Genomic DNA, 26,749 nt, shown 5'->3' on the forward strand with positions numbered 1-26,749 from the left:
TAGTCGCATCGATACTACGGCTTCGGGTGGCGCGTTCGGCGGACATGCCCGCACCTGCGTGAGGGCTCCCACCAGTGTGGGTAACACTGACCGGTGGTCGAGATGGCGCATGATGGTTGTGATGACGCACAGGGCTGATGGTTCGGGCGCAACAGTGGGGACCGGGTTGAGCGCGCGGCCGCCCGAGCCGCGGCCGTCGCGCACCTCACTGGCGGAATCCTTCGCCGGCGCCGATCAGCAGGCCGATGCCGAACGGCGCACCGCCCTGCGCCGGATGAAGGCGGTCGCGCTGGGCTTTCTGCTCGGCGCCACAGTGGTGTTCCTGCTGTGCCGGTGGGCGAACGTGCACGGTGACGCCCCCGCGTGGGTCGGCTACGTCGGTGCCGCCGCCGAGGCGGGCATGGTGGGCGCCCTGGCGGACTGGTTTGCGGTGACGGCCCTGTTCAAACACCCACTGGGCATTCCGATCCCGCACACCGCGATCATCAAGCGCAAGAAAGACCAGCTCGGCGAGGGTCTGGGCACCTTCGTGCGGGAGAACTTCCTGTCGGCCGAGGTCGTCGAGAACAAGCTGCGCGACGCCCAGGTGCCGAGCCGGCTGGGCAAGTGGCTGGCCGAGCCCGCGCATGCGCAGCGGGTGGCCGCCGAAGCGTCGACGGTGCTGCGCGTGGGAGTGGAGTTGCTGCGCGACGACGACGTCCAGCAGGTGATCGACCGGATGATCGTGCGCCGCATCGCCGAGCCGCAGTGGGGTCCGCCGGTGGGCCGGGTGTTGCAGACGCTGTTGGCCGAGAATCGGCAGGAGGCGCTGATCCAGTTGCTGGCCGACCGGGCTTTTCAGTGGTCGCTGAACGCCGGCGTGGTCATCCAGCGGGTAGTCGAGCGGGATTCCCCGACCTGGTCGCCGCGCTTCGTCGACCATCTGGTCGGCGACCGCATTCACCGGGAGTTGATGGACTTCACCGACAAGGTGCGCCGCAACCCTGATCACGAGTTGCGCCGCTCAGCCACCCGTTTCCTGTTCGAGTTCGCCGACGACCTGCAGAACGATCCCGACACCATCGCGCGTGCCGACGCCGTCAAGGAGCAGTTGATGGCGCGGGAGGAGGTGGCGAACGCTGCCGCGACGGCGTGGGCCACGCTCAAGCGGCTGGTGCTCGAGGGTGTCGACGACCCGTCGAGCACGCTGCGCACCCGGATCGCCGACACGGTGATCCGGATCGGGGAGTCGTTGCGGGACGACGCCGACCTGCGCGACAAGGTCGAGGGGTGGATGGTGCGGGCCGCGCAGCACCTGGTTTCGCAATATGGGGTAGAGATCACAGCGATCATTACCGAGACGATCGAGCGCTGGGACGCCGAGGAGGCCAGCCGGCGCATCGAGCTTCATGTGGGCCGTGACCTGCAGTTTATCCGGATCAACGGGACGGTCGTCGGTGCGCTGGCCGGGTTGGTGATCTACGCCGTCGCGCAGCTGTTGTTCTGAGCGGACGGCCGACCGCTTGCAATTGCAAGCACTCCTTCGTAATCTGGATGGTGTACGTGACCACCCCGATCAAGGAGCAACCATGCCGGCGGAGGAGAAGCTGGGCACCAAAGTGTCCACCAAGGCTTCCGACGTGGCCTCCGACATCGGCAGCTTCATCCGGTCGCAGCGCGAGACGGCACAGGTGTCGATGCGGCAGCTCGCCGAGCGGTCCGGTGTCAGCAATCCCTACCTGAGCCAGGTGGAGCGCGGATTGCGAAAGCCGTCCGCCGACGTACTGCGCCAGATCGCCAAAGCGCTGCGGGTTTCCGCTGAGGTTCTCTATGTGCAGGCCGGGATTCTCGAGCCCCGCGACGCCAGCCAGGTGCGGGACGCGATCGTCACCGACGCGGCCATCACCGAGTCGCAGAAGCAGGCTTTGCTGGATGCATACGCCTCGTTCGTTCAGCAGAACGAAGCCGACCTGGCCTAGCCAACCGAGATCGGTGGGCCGCGACGAACCACTCACAACTTCCCGCCGACCCGACCAACCAGGAGGTTCCAGCAAGCCGCGTGACCGACGTCAATCCGCGGGTCTTGACCACCTCCCCAGCAGGAGCCGCCGCTTGCGCCAACTTCCAAATCAAAACTCAATGCTCTGATATCGCAACAGTGAAAGGAATTAGCAATGGCTGAGAACACCAACAACATCGAAGACCTCCGCGCCCCGCTGCTCGCCGCGCTCGGTGCGGCCGACCTGGCGTTGGCCACCGTGAACGACCTGATCGCCAACCTCCGGGACCGTGCCGAGGAGACCCGCACCAACTTGCGGGACCGTGCCGAGGAAACCCGCAGCAACCTGCGCGAGCGCGCCGAGGAGACCCGGACCGACACCCGCAGCCGGGTCGAGGAGAGCCGCGCCCGCCTGTCCAAGCTGCAGGAGGACCTGCCCGAGCAGCTGACCGAGCTGCGTGACCGCTTCACCGCCGAAGAGCTGCGTAAGGCAGCCGAGGGCTACCTGGAAGCCGCCACGACCCGCTACAACGAGCTGGTCGAGCGTGGCGAGGCAGCGCTGGGCCGGCTGCGCAGCCAGTCCGCCTTCGAGGACGCCTCCGCGCGGGCCGAGGGTTACGTGGACCAGGCGGTCGAGCTGACCCAGGAGGCGCTGGGCACCGTGGCGACCCAGACCCGCGCGGTCGGCGAGCGGGCCGCCAAGCTGGTCGGCATCGAGCTGCCCAAGAAGGCCGAAGAGGCTGCCGCCCCGGTGAAGAAGGCCGCGCCGGCCAAGAAGGCTCCCGCCAAGAAGGCCGTTCCGGCCAAGAAGGCTCCCGCCAAGAAGGCCCCGGCCAAGAAGGTCACCCAGAAGTAGTCCGTCCGGGAACCGCACGAACAACTCGACTCCGAGTCGCCCTCGCCTGGGGTGACTCGGAGTCGACGTTTTCCAGGCACCCCGCATAGGCTGGTGGACGTGCACATGGTGAACCTCATCCTGATCGTTCTGAGTATCGCTGTCGCCCTGACCGCGGTTTATGCCTTTGTGCACGCGGCTTTGCAGAGGTCGGACGCTTATATCGCCGCCGAGAAGCTGACCAAGCCGGTGTGGTTGGTGATCCTTGGCCTCAGTGCGCTGCTCAGCTATTTCCTGGGCATCATGGGGACGGTGCTGGCCGCGGTCGCCACCGGCGTCTACCTGGCCGACGTGCGGCCCAAGCTGCTCGAAGTGCAGGGCAAGTCGCACTAGCGGATGAAAATCCTGATCGTCGCGCCGGCGGCGGCGCTGCTGTCGCTGACCGGCGCGGGTCCCGCGGGCGCCGCACCGGTGAATCCGCCGCCCTACATCGACCACACCGAATGGGTGTCCTGGGGACCTGCCAGCCTGCGCGTCTATCCGACGCCGTCGGGTCGTGCCGCGGCCCGCGCCTCGGATCTGCCCGCCGCCGGTCAGGCCTGGGCAGAGGTGCTGGCGCGCTCGCCGCAGGCCGACACCCCCGGGATGCGCGCCCAGTTCGACTGCCACTGGCAGTTCGCCGAACTCGCCCGGCCCGGCAAGACCAGCTGGAATCTGGAGCCGTGGCGACCGGTGGTCGACGACGCGGCCATGGTCGCGGCGGCGTGCAATCCCGGCGGACAGGAGGAACCGTTCTGATGCCCAGCCCGCCGACCCGCAGCCAGCTCGCTGCACTGGTGGACCACACCCTGCTCAAACCCGAGGCGACCCCCGCCGACGTCGCCGCGCTCGTCGCAGAAGGCGCCGAGCTGGGCGTCTACGCCGTGTGCGTCTCCCCGACGTTGGTGCCGGCTGCGGTGCGCGCCGGCGGCGTGCGAGTCGCCGCGGTGGCCGGCTTCCCGTCGGGCAAGCATCTGGGCGCAGTCAAGGCGCAGGAGGCGGTCGCAGCCCTGGACGCCGGCGCCACCGAGATCGACATGGTCATCGACGTCGGTGCGGCCCTGACCGGCGACTTCGATGCGGTGCGTGCCGATATCGCGACCGTGCGGGCGGCCGCCGTCGACGCCGTGCTGAAGGTGATCGTGGAATCGGCCGTGCTGCTGGGCAGCGCGGACGAGGGCGCGTTGACGGCCGTCTGCCGGGCGGCCGAAGATGCCGGCGCCGACTTCGTCAAAACGTCGACCGGGTTCCATCCGGCCGGCGGGGCGACGGTGCGTGCCGTCGAGGTGATGAGCGCCGCGGTCGGCGGGCGCCTCGGAGTCAAGGCCAGCGGCGGCATCCGCACCGCCGCCGACGCGATTGCGCTGCTCGACGCCGGCGCCACCCGCCTCGGGCTGTCCGGCACCCGGGCGGTGCTCGACGGGCTGGATTAACTCACAGGTCGGCGAAGCAGGGATCGGTCTCGCCGGCGGGAATGGTGGCGTTGCGCGACGAAAAGTGGACGATCACGCCGCTGTCGGTGACGTCCACACTGTCGGCCTTGATTCCCAGCGGAAGTTTCGTGGTGAAGTCGGACGTGTATTCGTCGAGCGATGATTGCACCGACTCTTTGGGCAGCTTGAAGCCCAGCGCATTGAAACTTACGATGTCCAGTTTCAACCCGCCGTTGGACACCGTCGGCTTGGCGACGATGTCGTTGAGGGTGCCCTTCAATTCGACCGTTTTGTCGTTGGGATGAGTGGTCACGCTGCGGGTGACGAACTCGCCCACCGCCGGGATCGCGTTCTGCACCGTTTCCTTGATGCCCTCGGAGGTCCAGGTGACGGTGGCGTCGATCGCGCCGATGGTGCCCTTGGAATCGGGCGTGCTGTCGAGCTTGACGTCTCTGATGTCGATCTGCAGCTTCATGCCCTTGGCATCTTTGATCTGGTTGCCGGCCGTCTCGATCGAGATGTTGGTGTAGTGGTCGGTGAGCACCTGCCAGGTGACCAGCGGGGTCACTCCGAACGACGCGGTGGCCTGGTCCTGGACCTTGCAGGCCGTCGCCGCGGCGATCTTGTTGTTCGCTTTGTTACGCACTATCAGTTCGACGAGGATGCCGCCGGCCACCACCAGCGCCAGCACGATGATCAGCACCAGCACGATCGACAGCGGGTCGCGCAACGACCGCTTCTTCTTTTTGACCTCGGCCGGCCCGTCCGTCGGGGTGGCGGTCGGGGTCGCTTGGCCGGCCGTCGGACCGGGCGGCTGCGGCTGGTTGAGCCGGCGCGTACTGGCGTTGCCCAGCGCGAAGTTCTCGGTCGGCTGCGACGACGGTGGGGGATTCTGTGGTCCGCCGCGGGGATCGCCGGACTGCGGCCTCCCGCCGTAGGGGCTGCCCGGTGCCGGGGGTCGGCCGAGCGGTCCCTGGTCGCCCGGACGCGCCCAACCCGACGGGCCGTCGTTGCGTGGTCCCTGCGGAGTCGTCACTCCCGAGATTCTGCCCTATCGAGGGCCGCAAAGTCTGCCCGGTTGTGCAGGACAGCGATCTTCTCCCGGGCCGTGGCCACCGTGTCGAGATCGAGGTCGGCGACCAGCAGTTCCGGTTCGGCGCCCGCCGAGGCCACCACCGCGCCGAACGGAGAGGCCACCAGGCTGCCGCCGACGCCGGTCGGGGCGCCCGAACCGCCGGCGCCGTCACCCGGGTCGGCCTGGCCGGCGGCGGCGATATAACAGGTCGAATCCACCGCGCGGGCCCGCGTCAGCAGCGTCCACTGCTCGAGTTTGCCCGGGCCCGATCCCCAGGACGCGCACACCACGATCAGCTGGGCGCCGCGGTCGGCGAGGTCGGTGTAGAGCGCCGGAAACCGGACGTCGTAGCACGTCGTCAAACCCACGCCGACGCCGTCGACGGTGATCACCACCGGTTGCTGGCCGGGCGCGACGGTGCGTGATTCGGTGAAGCCGAACGCGTCGTAAAGGTGGATTTTGTCGTAGCGGGCGTCGGTGCCCGGCCCGGCCGCGATCAGTGTGTTCGTCACCCTGCCGTCGCCGGACGGGGCGAACATCCCGGCGACCACGGTGATGCCGGCGCTCGCCGCGATCTGGCGGACCCCGTCGGCCCAGGGGCCGTCCAGCGGCTCGGCGACCGGTTTCAGTGACACCCCGAACCGGCACATGGTCGCCTCGGGGAACACCACCAGCGCCGCGCCCGCCTCGGCGGCCCGCTCGGTGTACTCGCGCACCAGCTGCAGATTCTCCGTCGGGTCGGTGCCGCTGAGAATCTGGGCCAGTGCGATGCGCATGGCCGCGAGTTTAGTTCCGGGCGCGCGGCGGGCGACTACGCGCTTTTCGCGATCCAATCCGTGGTGTAGCGCTGCTCGATATTGATCAGCTCCGCCAACTGGGTGCCGATCAGCCGCTCCAGCTTGCCGCCGATCAACGGCACCCGCACCTGCATGGACAACTGCACGGACATGCGGGAGCCGCGGGTGTCGGGGGCGGGCGCCAGGACCGCCGTGCCCCACACGTTCACCGGGGCGCCGACCACCAGGGCCGCGATCGACGCGGTGGCGACCCGGTTGTTGATCGGAGTCCACGTCTCCTCGCGCCGCACCGACAGATCGCCCCGAAGCAGCTGTGTGATCAGGGCGGGCAGGTTCTCGTTCAGCACCGTCTGCACCGTGACCACCTCGATGGTGCCGGTGTCGCCGGACTCCCCGCCGATCCGCAGGGATTCCAGGGTGGCGATGTCGACCGGCGTTTCAGCCAGCCGGCCCAGCCAGTAGGCCTCCTGGTAGAAGGCCCGGTGAACTTCTTCGACGCTGCCCTCGTAGTCGGCCGACATGTCGAATGAACGCGGCATAGCTGCCCAGGCTACCGTTACCAGCGATGAATTCGGCCGATTCCGGTGCGCTGTTCGCCGGTGCGCGCGTCGCCGAATCGGTCCCGCTGGCGCCGCTGACCACCTTGCGGGTGGGGCCGGTGGCGCGGCGCGTCATCACCTGCGTCAGCAGCGATCAGGTCATCGCGGTACTGCACCGGCTCGACACGTCGGGCGGCGGTCCGGTGCTGGTGCTTGCCGGCGGTTCCAATGTGGTGATCGGCGACGCGGTCGCCGACCTGACCGTGGTGCGGCTGGCCAACGACGGCGTTGTCGTCGACGGGCACCTGGTTCGCGCGCAGGCCGGCGCGGTGTGGGATGACGTGGTGCGGCGATCCATCGAGGCAGGTCTGGGTGGGTTGGAATGCCTGTCGGGCATCCCGGGCTCGGCGGGGGCCACCCCGGTACAGAACGTCGGCGCGTACGGGGTGGAGGTGTCCGACACGATCACCCGGGTCCGGCTGCTGGATCGCGGCAGCGGCGAGGCCCGCTGGGTACCTGCCGATGAACTCGGATTCGGCTACCGCAGCAGCGTGCTCAAGCGCGCCGACGGCCTCGACGTGCCGGCGGTGGTCCTGGAGGTGGAGTTCGCGCTCGATCCCGCGGGACGCAGCGCGCCGTTGCGGTACGGGGAGCTGATTGCGGCCCTGCGCACCCAGCCCGGCGAACGCGGCGATCCGCCGGCGGTCCGTGCCGCGGTGCTGGCGCTGCGCGCCCGCAAAGGCATGGTGCTCGACGCGGCCGATCACGACACCTGGAGCGTGGGGTCGTTCTTCACCAATCCGGTGGTCGAGCCGCGGGACTACGCACGGCTGGCCGCTGCGAGCGACACCCCGGTGCCGCACTATCCGGCGCCGGACGGCGTGAAGCTGGCCGCGGGTTGGCTGGTTGAGCAGGCCGGATTCAGCAAAGGCTATCCGGGGGCCGAAGCGCCGTGCCGGCTCTCCACCAAGCATGCGTTGGCGTTGACCAACCGGGGCGGCGCCACCGCGGAAGACGTGATGGTAGTGGCCCGCGCCGTTCGGGACGGGGTGCGTGATGTGTTTGGTATCACACTGAAACCCGAACCTGTCCTGGTCGGTTGCGTTTTGTAACTGCTACTTTCGTGCACAGTTCCCCCGCCGCGCGTTGTTGCGGTGGGGCCACCTGTGTTTCGCCCGGTATCTTTGGATCTCGTGACGTCGTCCAGCAACCCCGCCAAGCCGGGGCCGATCAATCGCCGCATGGCGTTGGCGGCCCTCGGGCTCGGCGTGCTGGCGCCCAGCGCGCTGGCAGCCTGCGGGGGCAAGGTCACCAATCCTCAGGCCGAGCGCAAGGCGCCGCCGTCGGCGCGGCTGAACTTCCAGCCCGCTGATGCCGCGCAGGACGTGGTGCCGGTCGCACCGATCAGCGTGCAGGTCAGTGACGGTTGGTTTCAGCGGGTGGCGCTGACGAACTCGGCCGGTAAGCCGGTCGCTGGCACCTTCAACCAGGACCGCACCGTCTTTATGACCACCGAGCCGCTGGGTTACGACTCCTCCTACTCCTGGACCGGGTCGGCGGTCGGCCACGACGGCAAGGCGGTCCCGGTGGCGGGCAAGTTCACCACCGTGTCGCCGAAGAAGAAGATCGACGGCGGATTCCAGCTCGCCGACGGGCAGACCGTCGGCATCGCGGCGCCGGTGATCATCCAGTTCGACGCGCCCATCAGCGACAAGGCCACCGTCGAGCGCGCCCTGAAGGTGACCACCAATCCGCCGGTCGAAGGCAGCTGGGCATGGCTGCCCGACGAGGCCAAAGGCGCTCGCGTGCACTACCGGCCGCGCGAGTACTACCCGGCGGGCACCACCGTCAACGTCGAGGCAAAGCTCTACGGCCTGCCGTTCGGCGACGGCGCGTACGGCGCCCAGGACTTCTCGTTGAACATCCAGATCGGACGCCGCCAGGTGGTCAAGGCCGAGGTGTCCTCGCACCGTATCCAGGTGGTCACCGACGCCGGCGTCATCATGGATTTCCCGTGCAGCTACGGCGAGGCGGACAAGGCCCGCAACGTCACCCGCAACGGCATCCACGTCGTGACCGAGAAGTACGCCGACTTCTATATGTCCAACCCGGCCGCCGGCTACAGCAACGTGCACGAGCGGTGGGCGGTGCGGATCTCCAACAACGGCGAGTTCATCCACGCCAACCCGTCCAGCGCCGGCGCGCAGGGCAACAGCAACGTCACCAACGGCTGCATCAACCTGTCGACGTCGGACGCCGCCGAGTATTTCCCGACGGCGATGTACGGCGACCCGGTCGAGGTCACCGGCAGCTCGATCCAGCTTTCCTACGCCGACGGCGACATCTGGGACTGGGCTGTGGACTGGGACACCTGGGTGGGCATGTCGGCGCTGCCGCCGCCGGCAGCGCGTCCGCCGGGCTCCCAGATCCCGGTCACCGCACCCGCCACGCCGTCCACCGCGCCCAGCCTGTCGGGCACGCCCACGACGACGACCACGACGACGACCACGACGACGGCGCCCGGCTCTAGGCCAGGTGGTTGAACCTTCGCGTCGCCGACGCCTGGTCGCGCGGCCGGATGATGATCTGGTCCAGGTTCACATGCGACGGACGGGACGCGACGAACCCGATGACCTCAGCGACGTCGGCCGCCACCAGCGGGGTCATGCCGGCGTAGACGGCGTCGGCGCGCTCCTGATCCCCGTCGAACCGGACCAGCGAAAACTCGGTTTCCACCGCACCGGGGGCGATCTCGGTCAGTCGCACTGGCTTGCCCAGCAGTTCGCCGCGCAGCGTGCGGTGCAGCGCCCCTTGGGCGTGTTTGGCGGCGGTGTAACCGGCGCCGCCGTCGTAAATCTCAAGTGCGGCAATCGAAGTCACGGTGACGATCAGGCCGTCGCCGGACTCGATGAGTTTGGGTAACAGAGCGCGGATCAACCGTAACGTGCCCAGCACGTTGGTCTCCCACATCCAGCGCCAGTGCTCCAGGTCGGCCTCGGCCACCGGCGCCAGCCCCTTGGCGCCCCCGGCATTGTTGACCAGCACGTCCACCCGGTCCAGGCCCCGGGCCAGCGCCGCGACGTCGGCGTCGCGTGTGACGTCTGCCACCACGGCGGTGCCGCCGAGTTCGGCGGCCAGGGCATGCACGCGATCTGCCCGGCGTGCCACCGGCACTACGTGAAAGCCTTGTGCGGCAAGGGTTCTGGTGGTGGCCTCGCCGATTCCGGAGCTGGCTCCGGTGATCACCGCGACGCGCTGGCCTGGGTCGGGGACAGTCATCGAGACAACTCTAATAAACGGTGCTAAGTTTTCGGTGTGCACCAAAGCGTCTTGTTCCGCACCGCGGCCGCGTGTTTCTACGCGGGCGCGTGTTGTTGTCGCGCAACTCGCCGCGCCTGAACTGACGCAAGTCACGGGTGTGGCCAGGGACCCGGCCATCGCAACTCGGACAAGGACTGCCAGTGCACTCGACTACTTTCACCCACCAATCCCATCGCCGCGGGCGTATCGCCGGCCCGGCCGGACCGCTGCGCTCGTATCGTCAGGTGGTGCCCCCAGCGCTGCACCTGTCCGACTCCGCGGCGGCGTCGGTGTTCCGGGCGGTGCGACTGCGCGGACCGGTCGGCCGCGACGTCATCGCCAACGTCACCTCGCTGAGCATCGCCACGGTGAACCGCCAGGTGATCGCGCTGCTGGACGCCGGGCTGCTACGGGAACGCGCCGACCTGGCCGTGTCCGGGGCGATCGGACGTCCGCGGGTGCCGGTGGAGGTCAACCACGAGCCGTTCGTGACGTTGGGCATCCACATCGGCGCCCGGACCACCAGCATCGTGGCCACCGATCTGTTCGGCCGCACCCTGGACACCGTCGAGACCCCCACCCCGCTCAGCGCCGCCGGCCCCGCTCTCACCACGCTGGCGCACAGCGCCCGCCGCTATCTGCAGCGTTGGCACCGTCGTCGGGCCCTGTGGGTCGGTGTGGCGATCGGCGGGACCGTCGACAACGCCAGCGGTCTGGTGGACCACCACCGGCTGGGCTGGCGTCAGGCCCCGGTCGGGCCGGTGCTGGCTGACGCGCTGGGACTGCCGGTGTCGGTGGCCTCGCACGTCGACGCCATGGCCGGCGCCGAGCTGCTGCTGGGCATGCGGCGGTTTGCGGCCAACTCCTCGACCAGCCTGTACGTCTACGCCCGGGAGACGGTCGGGTACGCGCTGGTGATCGACGGGCGGGTGCACTGCCCCACCAGCGGCCCGGGCACCATCGCGCCGTTGCCGGTGCAATCGGAGTTGCTGGGCGGTTCGGGACAATTGGAGTCCACGGTCAGTGACGAGGCGGTGCTGGCAGCTGCCCGCACGCTGCGAATCCTGCCCGGCGTGGCCCCGGCGAACCGCACCGGCGCCTCGAGCGCCGCGATGGCGGACCTGTTGCGGGTAGCGCGCAACGGCAACCAGCAGGCCCGCGAGCTGCTGGGGGAGCGGGCCAAGGTGCTCGGCGAGGCCGTCGCCCTGCTGCGCGACCTGCTCAATCCCGACGAGGTGGTGGTCGGCGGCCAGGCTTTCACCGAGTACCCCGAGGGCATGGCGCAGGTGGAGGAAGCGTTCGCGGCCCGGTCGGTGCTCGCCCCGCGCGACATCCGCGTCACCGCGTTCGGCAACCGGGTGCAGGAAGCGGGGGCGGGAATCGTGTCGCTGGACGGGCTCTACGCCGACCCGCTGGGCGCGATGCGCAGGTCGGGGGCCTTAACCACCCAGTTGCCGGACGCCGAGCCCGAGGCGATCGCCAAGTAGCGCCACCAGGTCCGCGCGATCGCGTCCTGTAAAGATGAAGGGGTGCGGTACCCAGTTGTTCGCGACGACGAGAGCGCGCTGACCCGCGTCGCCCTGCTGGCGGTGCACACCTCGCCGCTGGCCCAGCCGGGCACCGGCGACGCCGGTGGGATGAACGTCTACGTACTGCAGACCGCGTTGCACCTGGCCCGCCGCGGCGTCGAGGTGGAGATCTTCACCAGGGCCACCGCGTCCGCGGACCCGCCGATCGTGCGGGTGGAACCGGGGGTGCTGGTGCGCAACGTGGTGGCCGGGCCGTTCGAAGGGCTGGACAAGTACGACCTGCCGACCCAGCTGTGTGCGTTCGCCGCCGGGGTGTTGCGCGCCGAGGCTGCCCACGAACCGGGTTACTACGACCTGGTGCATTCGCACTACTGGCTGTCCGGTCAGGTCGGTTGGCTGGCGCGCGACCGCTGGGCCGTTCCGCTGGTGCACACCGCGCACACCCTGGCCGCGGTTAAGAACGCCGCGCTGGCCGACGGCGACGCGGCCGAGCCGCCGTTGCGGACGGTGGGTGAGCAGCAGGTCGTGGACGAGGCGGACCGGCTCATCGTGAATACCGATGATGAAGCGCGCCAACTGATTTCACTGCACCATGCCGATCCGGCACGCATCGACGTGGTGCACCCCGGGGTCGATCTGGAGGTGTTCCGGCCGGGTGACCGGGCGGCGGCCCGCAGCGCGCTCGGGCTCGCGCCGCACGAGCCGGTGGTGGCCTTCGTCGGGCGTATCCAGCCGTTGAAGGCCCCCGACATCGTGTTGCGGGCGGCGGCGCGGCTGCCGGGGGTGCGCATCGTGGTCGCCGGTGGACCGTCGGGCAGCGGCCTGGCGTCACCGGACGGTTTGGCGCGACTGGCCGGCGAACTGGGTATCGCCCAGCGGGTGACGTTCCTGCCGCCGCAGTCCCGCACGGATCTGGCCCGGTTGTTCCACGCCGCGGATCTCGTTGCGATACCCAGTTATTCGGAATCCTTCGGGTTGGTCGCGATCGAGGCCCAGGCCTGCGGCACGCCGGTGGTGGCGGCCGCGGTCGGCGGACTGCCGGTCGCGGTGCGCGACGGCATCACCGGCACCCTGGTGTCCGGCCACGACGTCGGGCAGTGGGCTGATGCCATCGATCACCTGCTGCGGATCGGCGCCGGCCCGCAGGGGTGGGCGATGAGCCGGGCCGCGGTCCAGCACGCCGGCACGTTCTCCTGGGAGCACACCACCGACGCGTTGCTGCGGAGCTACCGGCGTGCGATCGGCGGCTTCACCGCCGAGCGTCAGCGTCGGCGCCGCGATCTGGTTGCCAAGCGCAGGCCGCGGCGCTGGACGGCCCGCCGCGGGGTGGGCGCATGACCGCGCAGGTGCAGCGGCTGATCGAGGATGCGTTGCAGGCCAGCGATCTGACGTACTCGGCGCACGCCGGCGCGCACGGCGGGCTGCCTGGGCTCATCGTGGAACTCCCCGGCGAGCGCAGGCTTAAGACCAACACCATCCTGAGCATCGGCGAGCATTCGGTGCGGGTCGAGGCCTTCGTGTGCCGCAAGCCCGACGAAAACCACGAGGGTGTCTACCGGTTCCTGCTCAAGCGCAACCGTCGGCTCTACGGCGTCGCCTACACGATCGACAATGTCGGCGACATCTACCTGGTCGGTCGGATGTCGCTGGCGTCGGTCGACGCCGACGAGATCGACCGGGTGCTCGGGCAGGTGCTGGAGGCGGTGGATTCGGACTTCAACACGTTGCTGGAGTTGGGTTTTCGCACGTCGATCCAGAAAGAATGGGAGTGGCGGGTCTCGCGCGGGGAGTCGCTGAAGAACCTCAAGGCGTTCGCGCACCTGATCGACGACGACGCGTGAGAGACTTTGCGGCATGGGAGACACTGCCACTCTGGTGCTGCTGCGGCACGGCGAGAGCGAATGGAATGCCCGCAACCTGTTCACCGGCTGGGTTGACGTCGGGCTGACCGAGAAGGGCCGGGCCGAGGCGGTCCGCGGCGGCGAGCTGCTGGCCGAACAGGACCTGCTGCCCGACGTGCTCTACACCTCGTTGTTGCGCCGCGCGATCAGCACCGCGCACCTGGCCCTGGACGCGGCCGACCGGCTGTGGATCCCGGTGCATCGCAGCTGGCGGCTCAACGAACGCCATTACGGGGCGCTGCAGGGGCTGGACAAGGCCAAGACGAAAGAGAAGTACGGCGAGGAGCAGTTCATGGCGTGGCGGCGCAGCTACGACACCCCGCCGCCGGAGATCGAGAAGGGCAGCGAGTTCAGCCAGGACGCCGACCCGCGCTACGCCAACATCGGTGGCGGGCCGCTGACCGAGTGCCTGGCCGACGTCGTCGACCGGTTTCTGCCGTACTTCACCGACGTGATCGTCCCGGACCTGCGGACCGGCAAGACGGTGCTGATCGCCGCGCACGGCAACTCGCTGCGGGCCCTGGTCAAGTACCTGGATCAGATGTCCGACGAGGACGTGGTCGGATTGAACATCCCGACCGGCGTTCCGTTGCGTTACGACCTGGACGCCGACCTGCGGCCGACGGTTGCCGGCGGCACCTACCTGGATCCCGAAGCGGCCGAGGCCGGTGCCGCCGCGGTGGCCGGTCAGGGTGCGTCGAAGGGCTGAATCCGGCCGGTAAAGAACAGCTTGCTGAACATCGCGTAAACGCGAGCGGAACACCTGCGCCGAAGCATGTGACTTGTCTGGTTTTAGCCGCGCTCCGCTAGGGCGCCGTTCACCTGATTTGTAGGATTTGGGCTGTGACTGTGTTCTCGGCACTGTTGCTGGCCGGGGTCTTGTCCGCGCTGGCCCTGGCCGTCGGTGTCGCGGTCGGCTTCCGGCTGGCGCGGCGGGTGCGGCAGCCCAGCCAGCAGCCCGCCGAGTGGACGGGTATCACCGTCGCGCAGATGCTGCAGCGAATCGTGGCACTGATGCCGATGGGTGCTGCGGTGGTGGATACCCACCGCGACGTCGTCTATCTGAACGACCGGGCCCGCGAGCTCGGTCTGGTCCGCGACCGCCAGCTCGACGACGACGCCTGGAAGGCCGCCAAGCAGGCCCTGGGTGGCGATGACGTCGAATTCGACTTGGCCACCGACAAGCGCGCAGGTGCCAAGTCCGGACTGTGCGTGCACGGCCACGCCCGGTTGCTCAGCGAGCAGGACCGCCGCTTCGCGGTGGTCTTCGTGCTGGACCAGTCCGACTACGCCCGGATGGAGGCCACCCGGCGGGACTTCGTCGCCAACGTCAGCCACGAACTCAAGACCCCGGTCGGAGCCATGACCCTGCTCGCCGAGGCGCTGCTGGCGTCCGCGGACGACACCGAGACGGTCCGACGGTTTGCCGAAAAGGTGCTCATCGAGGCCAACCGGTTGGGTGACATGGTCGCCGAACTGATCGAGCTGTCCCGGCTGCAGGGTGCCGAGCGACTGACGAACGAGACCGACGTCGACATCGATGCCGTTGTCTCCGAGGCGATCTCACGCCACAAGGTGGCCGCCGACAATGCCGACATCGAAGTTCGCACCGACGCGGCCAGTGGGCTGCAGGTGGTGGGGGACCAGACGCTGCTGGTGACCGCGCTGGCCAATCTGGTGTCCAATGCGATCGCCTATTCGCCGCGGGGGTCGCTGGTCTCGATCAGTCGCCGCCGGCGCGGTGACAACGTCGAGATCGCGGTCACCGACCGGGGCATCGGGATCGCGCTGGAGGATCAGGAGCGGGTTTTCGAGCGGTTCTTCCGTGGCGACAAAGCGCGGTCGCGCGCCACCGGGGGGAGCGGGCTGGGACTTGCCATTGTCAAGCACGTCGCAGCCAACCACGGCGGCAGCATCGGCGTCTGGAGCAAGCCGGGGACCGGATCGACATTCACGCTGTCGATCCCGGCGTCCGAATCCGCCGCGGTGAACACCCAGGACAAGGTGAAGCCGCTGGGCCGGGACCTGAGGCCGGGCAGAGCACAACGAGAGGAAGAGCTGAGTCGATGACCCGCGGTTACGACCATGCAGTGGGAAGCGATGAAGGAGAGTGGCGCAAATGACGAGCGTGCTGATCGTGGAAGACGAGGAATCGCTGGCCGATCCGCTGGCCTTCCTGCTGCGCAAAGAGGGTTTCGAGGCCACCGTGGTGACTGACGGACCCTCGGCGCTGGCCGAGTTCGACCGGACCGGTGCCGACATCGTGCTACTGGACCTGATGCTGCCGGGCATGTCCGGGACCGACGTCTGCAAGCAGCTGCGGGCCCGCTCCGGGGTGCCGGTGATCATGGTGACCGCGCGCGACAGTGAGATCGACAAGGTGGTCGGTCTGGAGCTCGGCGCCGATGACTACGTGACCAAGCCCTACTCGGCGCGCGAGCTGATCGCCCGGATCCGGGCGGTGCTGCGCCGGGGTGGCGACGACGACTCCGAGATCAGCGACGGGGTGCTGGAGTCCGGCCCGGTCCGGATGGACGTCGAACGGCACGTCGTGTCGGTCAACGGGGACACGATCACGTTGCCGCTCAAGGAGTTCGACCTGCTGGAGTACCTGATGCGCAACAGCGGGCGGGTGCTGACCCGCGGCCAGCTGATCGACCGGGTCTGGGGTGCGGATTACGTCGGCGACACCAAGACTCTCGACGTGCACGTCAAGCGGTTGCGGTCCAAGATCGAGTCCGATCCGGCCAACCCGGTGCATCTGGTGACGGTGCGGGGGCTGGGCTACAAGCTCGAGGGGTGATCCGGCGGCCGGTATCGGCCGTGTTCGGTGACGACGGCGGTGATCAGCTCGGCCGGGGTCACGTCGAAGGCCGGATTGAAAACGTCGGCGTCCGGCGGGGTGATGGCGGCGCCGCCGAACGTGCGCAGTTCTTCGGGCGCGCGTTCCTCGATGGCGATCTCGGCCCCGCTGGCCAGCGCGGTGTCGACGGTGGACGAGGGGGCGACCACGATCAGCGGCACCCGATGATGGTGCGCCACGACGGCTAAGCCGTAGGTGCCGATTTTGTTGGCGACGTCGCCGTTGGCCGCGATCCGATCGGCGCCGACGAGCACACAGTCCACCAGGCCCCGTGCCATCGCCGCGGCCGCGGCGCCGTCGGGTTGCACCCGGTAGGGCACGCCGGCCTGGGCCAGCTCCCAGGCGGTGAGGCGGGCGCCCTGCAGCAGCGGGCGTGTCTCGTCGACCAGCACCGACTCGACCAGGCCCCGTTCGTGCAGGTGCCAGACGACGCCCAGCGCGCTGCCCCAGGCCACGGTGGCGAGATGGCCGGCATTGCAGTGGCTGAGCAGCCGCAACGGCCGCCGCGGGCATACCTCGAGCAGGATCTGCGCGGCGTGGGCCGATGCGGCGCGGTTGAGACGTTCGTCCTCGTCGAGGATCTCCAGCGCTTCGGCCAGCACGGCCGCGCCGCCCTGGTCGAGTTTGGCGAGGGCCCGGGCGACACCCCAGCTGAGGTTGACGGCGGTCGGCCGGGCCGTGGCGACCCGTCGGGCCGCGACCGGAACGTCACCCCCTTCGCGGGCAGCGAGCACAACGCCGAGGGCCCCCGCCGCGCCGAGTGCCGGCGCTCCCCGCACCGCCAGCCGGCGGATCGCGTCGATCAGCTCGTCGACGCTGGTCAGCCGCAACACCCGGTAGTCGGTCGGCAGGGCGGTCTGGTCGATGATCGTGACGGCATCGCCGTCCCAGTCGATGGTCCTGCGCATCAGCCGACCCTAGCGTCCGGTCAACGTCCAACGATCTGATCGGCCACCGCCAGCGCGAGCGCCATGATCGACACCTGCGGGTTGACCTCAGGGCAGCTGGGCAGGATCGAGGCGTCGGCCACCCACACGCCGTGCACGCCGCGTAGTCGGCCGGCGGGATCGACCGGGCAGAGCTGATCGTCGGCGCCGGCGGCCGCGGTCCCGGTCGGGTGAAACGCGGACAGGTGCAGACTGCCGGGATCGGCCCTGGCCAGCACCTGCTGCAGCTCGGCTGCCGAGGACACCGTCATGGCGCCGGGCAGGCCGGTGAGCACTTCGACGGCGCCGGCAGCGAACAACAGGCGACCGATCGCGGTCAGCGCCACCCGCAACTTGGCGACATCGGCCGGCGCGATGTCGTAGCGCACCAGCGTCTGGCCGCGCACCGAGTGCACCGATCCGACGCCCCGGTCGGCCACCATCGCACCGAAGGTGGCGATCTGCGTTGCCCGGTCCAGCCAGTGCAGCAACTGGGCGCCGAAGCCGGGGAAGACGATCGACCCCATTCCCGGCGGCGTGGACGTCGCCTCGATCAGCACGCCGTCGGACTCGTGGAATTCATGCACGGCCGCGCTCTGCAGCACACCGCGCCAGGCGTAGACGTCGTCCTCGAAGCGGCCGGCGAGCAACGTCGCGGGATGCAGTGCGAGGTTGCGGCCCAGTCGCGGATGTCCGCCGATCCCACTGCGCTGCAACAACATTGGTGTCTCGGTCGCGCCGGCGGCGATCACGACGGTGGCGGCGAGGACGTCGATCGCGGTGCCGTCGGGACGACGTGCACGGACGCCCCGGGCCCGTCCGTTCCGGTGCAGCACCCGTTCGGCGCGCGCGTGGGAGACGATCCGTGCCCCGGCTGCACACGCCTGCGGCAGGGCGTTGAGGTGGACGCCGAACTTCGCGTTGTGCGGGCAGCCGATCGCGCACTGGCAGCAGCCCCCGCAACCCGGCGCGTTGCGGGGGATCGGTGCCGCCCGCCAACCCAGCGTGTCGGCGGCGTCCAGCAGAAGATCGCCGTTGCGGCCCAACATATTTCGTGGTGACGGAGCCACCTGCAGGGTGCGCTCCACCTCGTCGAGGTAGCCGGCCAACCGGTCGGGGTCGGCCAGGCCGAGACCGAATTCGTCGCACCAGCGCCGCTGCACCGCGACCGGTGGGCGAAAGCAGGTGCCGGAATTGACCACGGTGGTACCGCCTACCGCGCGGCCCATCGGCAGCACCACCGAGGGGCGACCCAGCGCGATGGTGGCCCCGGCGCCGCGGTACAGGCCGGCGTAGCGGTCGATCGGGTGGGTGGTGCGGAATTCCTCCACCGTCCAGCGGCGTCCCTCCTCGAGCACCACCACCTCGAGGCCGGCACGGGCCAGCGTGCGGGCCGTCATCGCGCCACCGGCGCCGGAGCCGACGATCACCACGTCGGCGGTGACAACGGAGGCGCTCTCGGCCGCCGGGGTGACAGCCAGCGGCGCATCCGGGCGCACCGCGCCTTCGTGCTGGGCGCGGGACAGCAGTTCGGCCGCGTAGCTGTCGGCACCGTTGGCCAACAGGCCGACCACCTTCATGCCCTCGACCGCCGCCCGGACGTCGGCGCCCAGCGCGGCGACGCGGTGCAGCACCCGTTCCCGCTCGGGCGGCCGCAGGCGCGCCAGGGACCGGCCGGTGGTCAGGTAGCTCGCCGCCGCCAGCGACAGCAGCCCGGCCCGTACCGCCAGCCGCGAGGGGCCGGGAAGCTGCGCCAGGTAGCGGTCGACGCGTTCGGCGAACTGCGCCGGCGCAGGGCCGCCGTGCTCCTCGGGCAGCAGCGCAGTGCCGAAGGATGCCGTCGCCCGTGCCGCCAACCGGGGGCTCACGAGCGCGCAGCGACCTGCCGCCCGAGGGCGCGGCCCAGCTTGAGGAAGAACGGATACGTCGCGAAGATGCCGCCGGCAGTGGCGTGCGCGGGCCAGTCCAGCTCGTCGGTGGCAACGTCGAAAAAGCCGCTGTTCCACATGAAGTCGCGTCCGTTGCGGGCGCGGAACGGACGCCACAGGAAGCCCAGTCCGGGCACGTTGTGGTACAGGCCGAATGACCCGGCGAAGAATACGCCGAGCACCGCGGCCTCCACGAGGTCGCGGCGATGCGCGGGAAAGCGGCGTTCGATCAGCACGCCGGAGGCGAACAGCAGCGGTGGGTCCAAGGCGAAACTCATCAGGGTGTCCTCTCATTGACCGGTGGTGCCTGGTCGCCGCGCAACCCGACCTCGGCATGGCCGGTGCCCAGCACCGACCACCGCCGTTCGCCGAGTTCGATGTGAATGTCGGCCTGCTCGGTGTTGGTGCACACGCATCGGCCACCGTCGGGATCGGTGTACTCCAGGCTCACGCAGCGCTGCGGCGGCTGGTCGACCCGGATCAACAGCGCGCGGCCGCCGATCCGCCCCTCCAGCTGCCAATGCCACAGGCCCAGCGTGGTGCGCAGCCGCAGCGAGGGCGAAAGCACTGCCGGCCAGTCTTTTCCGTCGATACGGAAGCGCACGAAAGCCAACGGCGGCAGACGGTTGAGTCCCGGCTTGTGCGACTGTGCGGTGACGACTTCCACGACATCGCCGCCACCGAGGTCGGCGTGGAGCCAGCCCCACCGCTTGGCGTTGCCGTGCCCGTAGATGTGCGCGACGTTGCCGCGCCAGCGGTCCACTCGCGACGTGGTGCCGTCGATGGTCAGGCAACCGGTGAAGTCCGCGGTGGGCGCTGCCACCACCTGGGCGCCGGGTAGCAGTTCGCGTTCCCACAGCACGCGCGGAAACGTCCACAGCGGCGCCGCGGTGTCCGTCCAGGCGAGCTGCCAACCGATCGAACCCGCTTGGCCGGCAAGCGTTTCCGGCGCCACCAGAGCGCCGGCTGCCGCGAACCACGCGGTGCCGCCGGCGGGTTCGACGGGTGCGGGACCGAACCGCTCGGTGCGCGGTGGGCCTTCGGGCGCGAACCAGGTCACCCAGCCGTGGGCGTACGGACTCCCGTGCGTCGGTGCGACGGTCTCACAGTGCACCCACAGTCCGGCGCGGGTGTCCGGATCGGAGAGGGTGGCGTACCACACCTCCAGTCGCCCCGGGTCGCCCCGCCAGCGCGGGGCCACGGCTGAGCGCATCGCGTCATCCATCACGTGCCTTCCGGTCGGGAACACGCGGCGGTCAAATACGCCGGCGCGGTCCGGTCGCCTTCTATAATTGGTTGAGCCAATGAACCAGTCAAGTCCGATACCCCCGCCGGATCGACAGCGAGTCGATGAGCAGATCGCCGCGTCGATGGCCGACGCGATCCTGGACGGCGTTTTCCCGCCCGGCTCGACCCTGCCGCCGGAGCGCGAACTGGCTGATCAACTCGGGGTCAACCGGACATCCCTGCGGCAGGGTCTGGCCCGGCTGCAGCAAATGGGACTGATCGAGGTCCGGCACGGCAGCGGCAGCGTGGTTCGTGATCCCGAGGGCCTGACCCATCCGGCGGTGGTCGAGGCGCTGGTGCGCAAGCTCGGGCCGGAGTTCCTGGTCGAGCTGCTGGAGATCCGCGGCGCCCTGGGCCCGCTGATCGGCCGGCTGGCGGCGCAGCGCAGCACCACCGCGGATGCCGAGGAACTCACCGCCGCGCTGGACCGGTTACGCGGGGCGGATACGGCCGCCGCCCGGCAGGCGGCCGACCTGGCCTACTTCCAGGTGTTGATCCACAGCACCCGCAACCGCGCGCTGGGTTTGCTGTATCGCTGGGTGGAACAGGCGTTCGGCGGTCGCGAACACGAACTCACCGAGGCCTACGACGATGCCGAGCCGGTGGTCGCCGACCTGCAGGCGATCACCGGCGCAGTGCTGGCGCACGACGCGGATGCCGCCGCGGCGAGCGTGGCGGCCTACCTGAACGCCAGTGCGCTGCGCATGGTCCTGGTCTACACCAGAAGGAACAGCGTCTGACTCGCCGACGCTGTCGCCTACTCGGCGGCCCGCGTCGCCGGGTGCACCGCAACGAGCCCTAATTGGCTGCGGCGCTTGCACATTGCGGCCAACTCGGCGTACGCCTTCTCGCCCAGCAGCTCGGTGAGTTCGTCGGCCAGGCTCTGCCACACCTGCTTGGCCCCGACATGGGCGCCCGGATCGCCGGTGCAGTACCAGTGCAGATCGGCGCCACCGGAGCCCCAGCCGCGCCGGTCGTACTCGGTGATGAAGGTCTTCAGGATCTCGGTGCCGTCCGGCCGGGTCACCCACTCCTGGCTGCGCCGGATCGGCAGCTGCCAGCACACGTCGGGTTTCATCGTCAACGGTGGAACCCCCAGCTTGAGGGCTTTGCTGTGTAGCGCGCAGCCGACACCACCGGCGAAGCCGGGCCGGTTCAGGAACACGCACGCGTCCTTGTGCTTGCGGGTGCGGTACTGCGGCTCGCCCTCGTGCTCGTCGAGCTCCAGGTAACCCTTGCGGCCCAGGCCCTTGTCGCGGAACTGCCAGTCGTCCTTGGTCAGCTTGCGGACCGCGTCGTCCAACCGAGCGCGGTCGTCGTCGTCGGACAGGAACGCCCCGTGCGAGCAACACCCGTCGTCCGGGCGGCCGGCAACGGTGCCGTGGCAGGCCGGCGTGCCGAACACGCACGTCCAGCGCGACAGCAGCCAGGTGAAGTCGGCCGCGATCAGGTGCTCGGGATCGTCGGGGTCGTAGAACTCCACCCACTCACGGGCGAAGTCCAGTTCGACCTCCTGTCCCGGTCGCGAGTTAGCCACGGGTGCAACATTAGTCCTCCGGCCGGCCGGCGACCGGCTCCCGCGCGCAGCGCGATAGCACGGGTCGACAGGCGAGTGCCTGGTCAGCCCCGCTAGTTTTGATTCCGTGCGATTGGGCGTGCTGGACGTGGGTAGCAACACGGTCCATCTACTGGTGGTCGATGCGCATCGGGGCGGGTGTCCGGCCCCGATGAGTTCGACCAAGGCCACGCTGCGGCTGGCCGAGGCGACCGACAGTTCGGGCAAGATCACCAAGCGCGGCGCCGACAAGCTGATCGCCACGGTCGAGGAGTTCGCCAAGATCGCGGTCAGCTCCGGTTGTGCCGAGTTGATGGCCTTCGCCACCTCCGCGGTCCGCGACGCCGAGAATTCCGACGACGTGCTGGCCCGGGTACGCAAGGAAGCCGGGGTCGAGCTGCAGGTGCTGCGCGGGGTCGACGAGTCCCGGTTGACCTTCCTGGCGGTGCGGCGCTGGTTCGGCTGGAGCGCGGGACGCATCATCAACCTCGATATCGGCGGCGGCTCGCTGGAAGTGTCCAGCGGCGTCGACGAGGAACCCGAGGTGGCGTTGTCGCTACCGCTGGGCGCCGGACGGCTGACCCGCGAATGGCTGCCCGACGACCCGCCCGGGCGACGCCGGATCGCAATGCTGCGCGACTGGCTGGATGCCGAGCTGGCCGATGCCAGCGCGACCCTGCTCGACGCCGGTGAGCCCGACCTCGCGGTCGCCACCTCCAAGACCTTCCGGTCGCTGGCGCGCCTCACCGGCGCCGCCCCCTCGGCGGCCGGCCCCAACGTGCGGCGGACCCTCACCGCGAATGGCCTCAGACAACTCATATCTTTCATCTCTAGGATGACGACCGCTGACCGGGCAGAACTGGAAGGAGTCAGCGCCGAGCGTGCGCCGCAGATCGTGGCGGGTGCTCTGGTGGCGGAGGCGAGTATGCGAGCGCTGTCGATAGAAACGGTGGACATCTGCCCGTGGGCGCTACGGGAGGGTCTGATCTTGCGCAAACTCGACAGCGAAGCGGACGGAACCGCCTTCATGGAGACGTCGACCGTGCAGACGTCGGCGCGTGATTCCGCAGGTCAGGCAGCTGATCGGGTAGCGTCAAACCGGTCGAGAGGCAAATCATGACTGGACCACACCCCGACGCCGAAGACACCAAGCAGATCTCGGTGGCCGAGCTGCTGGCCAGGAACGGAACCGGCGGTACGCCCACGGCCACCCGCCGGCGCCGTCGTCGTCGGGGCGACGACTCGATCAGCGTCGCCGAGCTGACCGGTGAGATACCGGTCATCCGTGACGAGCCTCGCGAGAAGGTGTCACCTGAACCGCGACCGGCGGCCGCGCCCGCCGCCGAACCCGAGGTCCGCGAGACCCCCGCCGTCGATCCCGAACCGGAGGTTCCGGCGGCCTACTGGGCCGAGCCCGAGCCGCGCTGGCCCAGATCGGAACCGCTCGCGCCGCGCAAACCCGGTCCGGAGCGCAGCCAGTACCCGCGGCCGCTACGCCAATCCGGCGTCACCGACGCCGAGCAGCAGTCGGGTGCCGAGCACATGAGTCCGGATCCGGTGGGTCACTACACCGACGCGTCGGTCGACGTGATGGACAGCGAGGTGCGCGACGCGGAATCGGTGGTCGAAGACTCCGCGTATGTGCGCTCCTACCTGCACGGCGCCGACGCGGACGAGACCCCGGACGACACATTGTTCGGCGGTCAGTCCCTCGCCGACGAGGTCGCCCGCCGGCGCAGCGACCCCCTGCCGGCCGCAGCCGACGACGCACCCGAAGCCGACCAGGGCAGTGCCCGGCGTTCGCACGGCAGGATGGCGGCGCTGGGCCGCGCCCTGCTGACCGTGCTGCAGTCGATCCTGGCGGTCGCGTTCGGTGGCGGCTTGTTCATCGCTTTCGACCAGCTGTGGCGGTGGAACCCCATCGTGGCGCTGGTGCTCTCGGTGCTGGTCATCCTCGGGCTGGTGGTGGGTGTCCGGGTGGTACGCAAGACCGAGGACATTGCCAGCACGTTGATCGCGGTCGCCGTGGGTGCGTTGATCACCCTGGGACCGATGGCCCTGTTGCAGACGAGCTAGGCGCCCCCAGAGGAGACTGTGCGCCCAGCGATCAAAGTCGGCCTGTCGACGGCCTCGGTGTACCCGTTGCGGGCCGAGGCCGCGTTCGAGTATGCGGCCAGGCTCGGTTACGACGGCGTCGAACTGATGGTCTGGAGCGAGTCTGTGAGCCAGGACATCGACGCCGTCGCCAAGCTGTCGCAGCGATATCGCGTGCCGGTGCTGTCCGTGCACGCGCCCTGCCTGCTGATCTCGCAGCGGGTGTGGGGGGCCAACCCGATCCTCAAGCTGGACCGCAGCGTGCGGGCCGCCGAGCAGTTGGGCGCCCAGACGGTGGTGGTGCACCCGCCGTTCCGGTGGCAACGGCGGTACGCCGAGGGCTTCAGCGACCAGGTCAAGGCCCTGGAAGAAACCAGCAATGTGCTGGTGGCGGTCGAGAACATGTTCCCGTTTCGCACCGACCGGTTCTTCGGACTCGACCAGACCCGGGAACGGATGCGCAGGCGTGGCGGCGGGCCGGGCCCCGGCGTTTCGGCGTTCGCGCCGTCGTACAACCCGCTGGACGGCAACCACGCGCACTACACGCTGGACCTCTCGCACACCGCGACCGCCGGCACCGACTCGTTGGAGATGGCGCGACAGATGGGTTCGGGATTGGTGCACCTGCATCTGTGTGACGGCAGCGGATTGCCCGCCGACGAGCACCTGGTGCCCGGCCGCGGCACCCAGCCCACCGTCGAGGTGTGCCAGATGCTCGCCGCCGGCGATTTCACCGGCCACGTGGTGCTGGAAGTGTCGACCTCGAGTGCCCGATCGGCCGCCGAGCGCGAAGCGATGCTCGTCGAGTCGCTCCAATTCGCCCGCACCAACCTGCTGCGCTGACATGGACGCGTTGTTCACCGCCGCGATGGCGCTGCGCGAAATCGGATCCGGACCAGGCGGGCCGGTCTTCGAAGGCGCGCTGGACCAGCATTGGACCATCGGTCCCAAGGTGCACGGCGGCGCCATGGTGGCGCTGTGCGCCAACGCCGCGCGGACCGCGTTCGCCGGCCCCCGCCAGCAACCGGTCGCGGTCTCGGTGAACTTCCTGTCCGCGCCCGATCCGGGACCGATGCGCCTGGAGACCACGCTGCGCAAGCGGGGCCGCCGGATCACCGTGGCTGACGTCGAGCTGGTCCAGGGCGAGCGCACCGCCGTGCACGCGGTGGTCACCCTGGGCGAACCGGGACACGAGGCGGCGCCGTTGTTGTCGGTCAATCCGGTGATCGAGCTGATGGTCCCGGAGCCGCCCGCTGACGTCGCGCCGATCGGGCCCGGCCACCCCTCGGCCGGTCTGGTGCATCTGGGTGCGGGTTGCGATATCCGGCCGCTGCTGTCGACTCAGGGGCGCGGCGCCGACGGCGGGCCGCCGGTGTTCCAGATGTGGGCGCGGCCGCGAGGGGTGTCGCCAGACCCGCTGTTCGCCCTGTTCTGCGGCGACCTGTCGGCCCCGGTGACGTTCGCGGTGGACCGCACCGGTTGGGCGCCCACGGTGCAGTTCACCGCCTACCTGCGGGCCCTGCCCGTCGACGGCTGGCTGCGGGTCATCAGCACCTGCGTCGAAATCGGGCAGGACTGGTTCGACGAGGACCACACCGTGGTCGACTCCGCCGGGCGCATCGTGGTGCAATCCCGCCAATTGGCACTCACACCTCCCGGGTGACCCGGTCGCCGGGTCTGCGATGCTTTGCGGCATGGCAAGAATCGCGATCATCGGCGGCGGCAGCATCGGCGAAGCCCTGTTGTCGGGTCTGCTGCGGGCCGGCCGGCAGGTCAAGGACCTGGTGGTGGCCGAACGGATGCCGGATCGGGCCAAGTACCTGTCCAGCACCTATGGCGTGCTGGTGCAGACCTCGATCAGCGAGGCGGTGGAAAACGCCTCGTTCGTGGTGGTTGCGGTCAAACCCGCCGACGTCGAAGCGGTGGTCGACGAGCTGGCCGAGGCGACCGGGGCGGCCGACAACGACAGCGTCGAGCAGGTTTTCGTCACCGTGGCCGCTGGTGTCACCCTCACCTTCTTCGAGTCCAAGCTGCCGGCCGGTACCCCGGTGGTCCGGGCCATGCCCAACGCGGCGGCACTGGTGGGGGCCGGCGTCACCGCGCTGGCCAAGGGCCGTTTCGTCACCGCGCAGCAGCTCGACGAGGTCTCTGCGGTGTTCGACGCGGTCGGCGGGGTGCTCACCGTGCCCGAACAGCAGCTGGATGCGGTGACCGCGGTGTCGGGTTCCGGCCCGGCCTACTTCTTGCTGTTGGTCGAGGCACTGGTGGACGCGGGTGTCGCGGTGGGGCTGAGCCGCCAGGTGGCCACCGACCTGGCCGCTCAGACCATGGCCGGTTCGGCGGCGATGCTGTTGGAGCGGATGGACTCCGAGCGGCGCCCGGTCGACGGCGAGCCGATGGGACTGAAGGTGGACGCCTCGGCGGCGCAGTTGCGCGCGTCGGTGACCTCACCCGGGGGGACCACCGCCGCGGCGCTGCGGGCGCTGGAGCGGGGCGGATTCCGGGTGGCGGTCGACGCCGCCGTTCAGGCCGCCAAAACCCGCTCTGAGCAGCTGAGAATTACATCAGAATAATTCACCAATTTTGGACTGATTGTCTCTCACCAGTACCAGTAACCCCACTAGTCCCGCTATTCTCCTCTTTGTACGCACGTGTTAGTGCCAGCGGAGG

Annotated in this window: 29 protein-coding genes; 20 read left to right on the plus strand and 9 right to left on the minus strand. The window is 69.5% G+C overall.

Annotation, left to right across the window (positions count from 1 at the left end; all coding sequences use genetic code 11):
• Positions 1-118: 118 nt before the first annotated feature.
• From ACZYZ9_RS07585 to deoC, 6 genes are all read left to right on the plus strand, one after another.
• The gene (locus tag ACZYZ9_RS07585; RefSeq protein WP_463825970.1) at positions 119-1,486 is read left to right on the plus strand and encodes a DUF445 domain-containing protein; all 1,368 of its coding nucleotides are present in this window, start codon (positions 119-121) and stop codon (positions 1,484-1,486) included.
• A gap of 82 nt (positions 1,487-1,568) precedes the next feature.
• Positions 1,569-1,958, plus strand: coding sequence for a helix-turn-helix domain-containing protein (locus ACZYZ9_RS07590; protein WP_463825630.1), 390 nt, complete (start codon positions 1,569-1,571; stop codon positions 1,956-1,958).
• Between the two features lie 195 nt (positions 1,959-2,153).
• A complete protein-coding gene (locus ACZYZ9_RS07595) occupies positions 2,154-2,834 on the plus strand; it encodes a heparin-binding hemagglutinin (RefSeq protein WP_463825631.1) in 681 nt (226 codons plus the stop codon).
• A gap of 105 nt (positions 2,835-2,939) precedes the next feature.
• On the plus strand, positions 2,940-3,206 hold the full coding sequence (locus ACZYZ9_RS07600; protein WP_463825971.1) for a DUF2516 family protein: 267 nt from the start codon (positions 2,940-2,942) through the stop codon (positions 3,204-3,206).
• Between the two features lie 3 nt (positions 3,207-3,209).
• Entirely contained in the window at positions 3,210-3,611 is a 402-nt protein-coding gene (locus ACZYZ9_RS07605) for a DUF2599 domain-containing protein (protein ID WP_463825632.1), read from the plus strand.
• Entirely contained in the window at positions 3,611-4,285 is a 675-nt protein-coding gene (gene deoC, locus ACZYZ9_RS07610) for a deoxyribose-phosphate aldolase (protein WP_463825633.1), read from the plus strand. Before ACZYZ9_RS07605 ends, deoC begins: the two co-directional genes overlap by 1 nt.
• A gap of 1 nt (position 4,286) precedes the next feature.
• Here deoC and ACZYZ9_RS07615 read toward each other — a convergent pair whose 3' ends face one another.
• Genes ACZYZ9_RS07615 through ACZYZ9_RS07625 form a run of 3 tightly spaced genes read right to left on the minus strand, consistent with a single transcriptional unit; the run spans position 4,287 to position 6,696 of the window.
• Positions 4,287-5,321, minus strand: coding sequence for an LmeA family phospholipid-binding protein (locus ACZYZ9_RS07615; protein WP_463825634.1), 1,035 nt, complete (start codon positions 5,319-5,321; stop codon positions 4,287-4,289).
• Positions 5,318-6,136: a carbon-nitrogen hydrolase family protein gene (locus ACZYZ9_RS07620; protein ID WP_463825635.1), complete on the minus strand. Its 819-nt coding sequence runs from the start codon at positions 6,134-6,136 to the stop codon at positions 5,318-5,320. The genes ACZYZ9_RS07615 and ACZYZ9_RS07620 overlap by 4 nt, the downstream gene beginning before the upstream one ends.
• A 35-nt stretch (positions 6,137-6,171) precedes the next feature.
• Positions 6,172-6,696: a DUF2505 domain-containing protein gene (locus ACZYZ9_RS07625; protein ID WP_463825636.1), complete on the minus strand. Its 525-nt coding sequence runs from the start codon at positions 6,694-6,696 to the stop codon at positions 6,172-6,174.
• 26 nt (positions 6,697-6,722) lie between these two features.
• Between ACZYZ9_RS07625 and ACZYZ9_RS07630 the strand changes: the two genes are divergently transcribed.
• The gene (locus tag ACZYZ9_RS07630) at positions 6,723-7,808 is read left to right on the plus strand and encodes a UDP-N-acetylmuramate dehydrogenase (RefSeq protein WP_463825637.1); all 1,086 of its coding nucleotides are present in this window, start codon (positions 6,723-6,725) and stop codon (positions 7,806-7,808) included.
• Positions 7,809-7,880: 72 nt separating this feature from the next.
• On the plus strand, positions 7,881-9,239 hold the full coding sequence (locus ACZYZ9_RS07635; RefSeq protein WP_463825638.1) for a L,D-transpeptidase: 1,359 nt from the start codon (positions 7,881-7,883) through the stop codon (positions 9,237-9,239).
• On the opposite strand, the gene ACZYZ9_RS07640 is transcribed toward ACZYZ9_RS07635, so the two are convergent.
• Positions 9,223-9,975, minus strand: coding sequence for an SDR family NAD(P)-dependent oxidoreductase (locus tag ACZYZ9_RS07640; protein ID WP_463825639.1), 753 nt, complete (start codon positions 9,973-9,975; stop codon positions 9,223-9,225). The two genes, ACZYZ9_RS07635 and ACZYZ9_RS07640, sit on opposite strands and share 17 nt — an antisense overlap.
• A 182-nt stretch (positions 9,976-10,157) precedes the next feature.
• Here ACZYZ9_RS07640 and ACZYZ9_RS07645 point away from each other — a divergent pair, with 182 nt between their 5' ends.
• From ACZYZ9_RS07645 to regX, 6 genes are all read left to right on the plus strand, one after another.
• Positions 10,158-11,483 (plus strand): ROK family protein, encoded by a 1,326-nt coding sequence (locus tag ACZYZ9_RS07645; protein ID WP_463825640.1) that lies wholly within the window; start codon positions 10,158-10,160, stop codon positions 11,481-11,483.
• 42 nt (positions 11,484-11,525) lie between these two features.
• The gene (gene mshA / locus ACZYZ9_RS07650) at positions 11,526-12,863 is read left to right on the plus strand and encodes a D-inositol-3-phosphate glycosyltransferase (RefSeq protein WP_463825641.1); all 1,338 of its coding nucleotides are present in this window, start codon (positions 11,526-11,528) and stop codon (positions 12,861-12,863) included.
• Positions 12,860-13,366, plus strand: a complete 507-nt coding sequence (locus ACZYZ9_RS07655; RefSeq protein ID WP_463825642.1) for a type III secretion system chaperone family protein — start codon at positions 12,860-12,862, stop codon at positions 13,364-13,366. Before mshA ends, ACZYZ9_RS07655 begins: the two co-directional genes overlap by 4 nt.
• Before the next feature lie 13 nt (positions 13,367-13,379).
• Entirely contained in the window at positions 13,380-14,135 is a 756-nt protein-coding gene (locus tag ACZYZ9_RS07660; RefSeq protein ID WP_463825643.1) for a phosphoglyceromutase, read from the plus strand.
• Between the two features lie 134 nt (positions 14,136-14,269).
• A complete protein-coding gene (locus tag ACZYZ9_RS07665) occupies positions 14,270-15,496 on the plus strand; it encodes a sensor histidine kinase (RefSeq protein ID WP_463825644.1) in 1,227 nt (408 codons plus the stop codon).
• A 49-nt stretch (positions 15,497-15,545) separates the two neighbouring features.
• Complete coding sequence (gene regX, locus ACZYZ9_RS07670; protein WP_463825645.1) at positions 15,546-16,229, plus strand: two-component sensory transduction protein RegX; 684 nt, start codon at positions 15,546-15,548, stop codon at positions 16,227-16,229.
• Here the strand turns inward: regX and mtnA are convergent.
• Genes mtnA through ACZYZ9_RS07690 form a run of 4 tightly spaced genes read right to left on the minus strand, consistent with a single transcriptional unit; the run spans position 16,211 to position 20,368 of the window.
• Positions 16,211-17,197, minus strand: coding sequence for an S-methyl-5-thioribose-1-phosphate isomerase (gene mtnA, locus ACZYZ9_RS07675; RefSeq protein WP_463825646.1), 987 nt, complete (start codon positions 17,195-17,197; stop codon positions 16,211-16,213). The genes regX and mtnA overlap by 19 nt on opposite strands.
• 20 nt (positions 17,198-17,217) lie before the next feature.
• Positions 17,218-19,083 (minus strand): GMC family oxidoreductase, encoded by a 1,866-nt coding sequence (locus ACZYZ9_RS07680; protein ID WP_463825647.1) that lies wholly within the window; start codon positions 19,081-19,083, stop codon positions 17,218-17,220.
• Positions 19,080-19,421: a hypothetical protein gene (locus ACZYZ9_RS07685; protein ID WP_463825648.1), complete on the minus strand. Its 342-nt coding sequence runs from the start codon at positions 19,419-19,421 to the stop codon at positions 19,080-19,082. The genes ACZYZ9_RS07680 and ACZYZ9_RS07685 overlap by 4 nt, the downstream gene beginning before the upstream one ends.
• Positions 19,421-20,368 carry a hypothetical protein gene (locus tag ACZYZ9_RS07690; protein WP_463825649.1) on the minus strand — a complete coding sequence of 316 codons (948 nt, stop codon included), beginning with the start codon at positions 20,366-20,368 and terminating at the stop codon, positions 19,421-19,423. Before ACZYZ9_RS07690 ends, ACZYZ9_RS07685 begins: the two co-directional genes overlap by 1 nt.
• 79 nt (positions 20,369-20,447) lie before the next feature.
• On the opposite strand from ACZYZ9_RS07690, the gene ACZYZ9_RS07695 reads away from it, so the two are divergent.
• Entirely contained in the window at positions 20,448-21,170 is a 723-nt protein-coding gene (locus tag ACZYZ9_RS07695; protein ID WP_463825650.1) for a FadR/GntR family transcriptional regulator, read from the plus strand.
• A gap of 17 nt (positions 21,171-21,187) precedes the next feature.
• On the opposite strand, the gene ACZYZ9_RS07700 is transcribed toward ACZYZ9_RS07695, so the two are convergent.
• Positions 21,188-21,967, minus strand: a complete 780-nt coding sequence (locus ACZYZ9_RS07700) for a DUF3109 family protein (protein ID WP_463825651.1) — start codon at positions 21,965-21,967, stop codon at positions 21,188-21,190.
• Positions 21,968-22,073: 106 nt separating this feature from the next.
• Between ACZYZ9_RS07700 and ACZYZ9_RS07705 the strand changes: the two genes are divergently transcribed.
• Genes ACZYZ9_RS07705 through proC form a run of 5 tightly spaced genes read left to right on the plus strand, consistent with a single transcriptional unit; the run spans position 22,074 to position 26,652 of the window.
• Complete coding sequence (locus tag ACZYZ9_RS07705) at positions 22,074-23,105, plus strand: Ppx/GppA family phosphatase (protein WP_463825652.1); 1,032 nt, start codon at positions 22,074-22,076, stop codon at positions 23,103-23,105.
• On the plus strand, positions 23,102-24,061 hold the full coding sequence (locus ACZYZ9_RS07710) for a hypothetical protein (RefSeq protein ID WP_463825653.1): 960 nt from the start codon (positions 23,102-23,104) through the stop codon (positions 24,059-24,061). Before ACZYZ9_RS07705 ends, ACZYZ9_RS07710 begins: the two co-directional genes overlap by 4 nt.
• Before the next feature lie 18 nt (positions 24,062-24,079).
• A complete protein-coding gene (locus tag ACZYZ9_RS07715) occupies positions 24,080-24,922 on the plus strand; it encodes a sugar phosphate isomerase/epimerase family protein (RefSeq protein WP_463825654.1) in 843 nt (280 codons plus the stop codon).
• Position 24,923: 1 nt separating this feature from the next.
• On the plus strand, positions 24,924-25,742 hold the full coding sequence (locus tag ACZYZ9_RS07720) for a thioesterase family protein (protein ID WP_463825655.1): 819 nt from the start codon (positions 24,924-24,926) through the stop codon (positions 25,740-25,742).
• 31 nt (positions 25,743-25,773) lie between these two features.
• Positions 25,774-26,652 (plus strand): pyrroline-5-carboxylate reductase, encoded by an 879-nt coding sequence (gene proC / locus ACZYZ9_RS07725; protein ID WP_463825656.1) that lies wholly within the window; start codon positions 25,774-25,776, stop codon positions 26,650-26,652.
• Positions 26,653-26,749: the final 97 nt, after the last annotated feature.

It is taken from the genome of Mycobacterium sp. IDUB_28, from assembly GCF_055419285.1.